This is a genomic window from Moorena sp. SIO2C4 (assembly GCF_010672485.1).
In the GTDB taxonomy this organism is placed as follows: Bacteria; Cyanobacteriota; Cyanobacteriia; order Cyanobacteriales; family Coleofasciculaceae; genus Moorena; species Moorena producens.
On the sequence record NZ_JAAHGN010000913.1, the window covers coordinates 1 to 3,131 of the forward strand.

A 3,131-nucleotide genomic window follows, 5' to 3' on the forward strand; every position below is an offset into this window, starting at 1 on the left:
TTATTCAAAAACTAAAAGATTTAGAATAAGTGGCTCTAAGGCATCGCTATCTCCATGTTTACCTAGAGCCTTAGCGATCGCTACACATTCATCTGGGTCTTTGTTAGTCTTGTTATTATTGAGTTTATCAATAAGCTCACTTACAGACATATTCTCAAAATTGACCGATTGCAACGGATTATGGTCTGTTAAAAACTTGGAATGAGTAATTTTTTCTGCTAACAGTTTTTCCGCCTCTTTTGGATAAACTAGCTTTAAGTAATTAAATGCATTTAGTCTATCTTCACTAGTTGAACGATTAGAATCTATAATATATTTTTTTAATGCCTCCTTGGCAGCATTACGGACATTACTAAATTTATCTTGTCTAATAGCTTGGTATAAGACATCTATCCCTACGGGAGGGATTAATTTCCCCAAAGCTTGTGCTGCTTGCAGACGCACAAAACTATCATTATCCCCCAAAGTGTTAAGTAGAGCCTGAATTGCCTGATTATGATTGGCAGTGGCTGTTCCGATCTCCCCAAGGGCTGCTGCTGCTGTTGCTCGGATATCAGGTTCTTGATTGGTGTCTTGGAGCAAGTTAACCAGTGTTATCACAGCTTCTGAAGCTTGTAACTTCCCTAGTTTATGAATAATACGCTCTCGTTCATTAATATCATCGGAACTGTTGAAATCTCTAATTAGTATTATGGGATCCGTTTCTTTTAATTCTTCTTCTTGTTCAGAGCTTATTTTTCCTGCTAATATCAGAGACCAGTGAAGTTTTTTACGAATAGTTTTATCTAAATTTACTCGTTTAAAATATGAATACTCTGTTGCGCGATAGATCTTGCGTCCTGCATTACTAGCGGCCTCACGAACTTGCTTCATGTAGTCATTACGCATTGCGTCAATTAAAGGTTCAACTGCCTCTAAGACCTTGGCTATATCTACCTGCTCGTTAGGCATATAACCTAGCTCACGAGCAGCCGCTTCACGCACGTATCGATCTTTTGATTGATCCAAATTGAGGAAACGAATAAGTTGCGGTACTTCCAGGGCATTTAAACGCCCTAAAGCCCTGATAGCTACTGCCACAATATCGGGATCGTTATCTGCCAAGGCTGTAGTTAGGGCTTCTTTGGCTGCTTCGTTTCTCCAGATATTATCTGCTAAATTTGACCGTCCAGCAATTACCCACACAACCTGACCGCCACCATGTTTCATCACCTTGCGCAAAACAGAATCACACTCGATTCGATCAACCAGTTCGTAAGTGTCAAAAAAAATTAGCAATGGCTTTTTATCAGCTATTTCCGCAATCCCTGCCCCCAAAGCCTCGGCTAACCTTTCGTCTGAATTTCTGTAAACATCCAATTCGTCTTTTGTCAAATCAAGTCGCACTGCTTGGTTCGTTCTTTCCTGTTCTTCCTCCACTTGTTTAATTTTTTCTATAGCTGTTTTCAAGAGACTGTGAGTTTCACTGTACTCTTGAAAGTAGTCTTTCCATTCTTCCTGCTGAAGGAATTTCTGATAAATAGCCTCCAGCATAGTAGCTGGCTTAATAGCATCATGGTCTACTTGAAGAGCAATATAGTGTTCTCGTTCTTTCTCCCAATCCATGAATAAAGTATTAAAGCAATTTTGAAAGTCTCCCTCTCGACTGATGTGATACAATCGTTGCAACAGGGTCGTTTTACCGATACCACCAAAACCATGAAGTAGAAAAATTTTTGGATCTTCTTCCGACGTGGAGGCTGGAGCAACCAAAGAGTTTAAGACATTTCGGAAACGTTCCTGTTGTTCATCTCGTCCTAAAAAAATTTTATTCATTCGCTAACTCCTCAAAGTTATCAACAGTATTAACTATGGCAATCGTCAAGTATTGTGAATTATATTGATGCAATCACATCAATCACAGTTACAGGATTCAAGTTTTTCGACAAGGTGAGGGATAAGACGAGCATTAACTTCCAGACTGGTATTCTTTAAAGTCAATGTTGGAATAATTCCTTGATATTTTTCTTGATCATCAAGGTTTTTTTCAAGATTGTCTGTAAACATTTGCTTTGAACGGGATAGCCATTGCTTCCTCCAGTTGTCATACCAGCCTACATGGCGACCAAACTCTTTTTCAGGATCATTTAAATTAGTGCATTTTTCTTCCCAAATCTTTTTCTGGACAGTAAAACCAAAACAGTTATTGCTGTATTGTTGCCAGAGTTTATCGATGTGACATAAGACATCACAGGGACAGTTTTGAATATCGCTTGCCTTCCAAGAGTATTTTGAAGTACCAGGAACTTGATTCATAATAGCAAATGTTTCTTCATTAGCTTCTACCCATCTTTGATTTTCAAGAAGATAGTTTAATAATTTATATTTTTCTGGGTTTAGTTGTTGAGTTAATTGGTCAGGTGGGTCTTGTGGTTCTATAGGTTTTTGTTCATGATTAGGGGGAGTACTACCATTTTCTGGCTCATCTGTAGGACTCTGAACATATTGTCGATAAATAATTTGTAAGTTTTCATTTCCAGAATTATAATTGTATACATTATCAATTAGTTTCTTTAATTCCCCTCTACTCTCTGCTTTAGTAATTAAATCTTGAAGAATGTTTGTGTATAATTTTTTATTTTTAATTATATCTAAATAGCTATGATTGAAATCATAATCATACAAAATTATTTCCCACTCATCTTGGTTTATAACAGCGCTCATTAAAGCTTCTCGTATTTCCCGGCGTTCAGGACCAGATAACTCAGACATTCATGCATAAATTTATAAATCATTCAAGAATTTAATTCAGAAGGATTAAACAAAGGGATAATGATATTATAGAGAATCAGCAATAGCGAACCATAGACTGGACGGTAAAATCCCAAGGATGAAAATGGCTCTCCCAGAGCAAATACCCAAACGACAAATGCTCCAGTGGAAACTACTATTTGGGTAACAGCTGGTGGCTTATTGGACTCTGATGTTAACTTTAATATCCAAAAAGGAGTTACAAATACCAAGAATATAAATACTACCCATATTAGATTAATCGGAACATCATTAGCACTTGTTAGCACTCCTTTGATAGCTATCCAAGCCCCAAGAATTTCCGAGGGAATATATTTGATCAGCCGATCAAAATAGCCATC

3 protein-coding genes are annotated in these 3,131 nt (G+C 37.3%); all 3 read right to left on the reverse strand.

Features of this window, described 5'->3' with window-relative positions; genetic code table 11:
* A complete protein-coding gene (locus tag F6K20_RS31260; protein WP_287297322.1) occupies positions 1 to 1,815 on the reverse strand; it encodes a HEAT repeat domain-containing protein in 1,815 nt (604 codons plus the stop codon).
* 78 nt (positions 1,816 to 1,893) lie between these two features.
* Positions 1,894 to 2,751 (reverse strand): GUN4 domain-containing protein, encoded by an 858-nt coding sequence (locus tag F6K20_RS31265; RefSeq protein ID WP_287253150.1) that lies wholly within the window; start codon positions 2,749 to 2,751, stop codon positions 1,894 to 1,896.
* A gap of 23 nt (positions 2,752 to 2,774) precedes the next feature.
* Positions 2,775 to 3,131 (reverse strand): hypothetical protein (locus tag F6K20_RS31270; protein ID WP_287297324.1); only part of this gene is annotated, 357 nt, incomplete at its 5' end.

What these genes read in the sequence shown, in the direction of transcription:
- F6K20_RS31265 (WP_287253150.1), bottom strand. Translation starts at nt 2,751, where the DNA reads ATGTCTGAGTTATCTGGTCCTGAACGCCGGGAAATACGAGAAGCTTTA.
- F6K20_RS31260 (WP_287297322.1), bottom strand. Translation starts at nt 1,815, where the DNA reads ATGAATAAAATTTTTTTAGGACGAGATGAACAACAGGAACGTTTCCGA.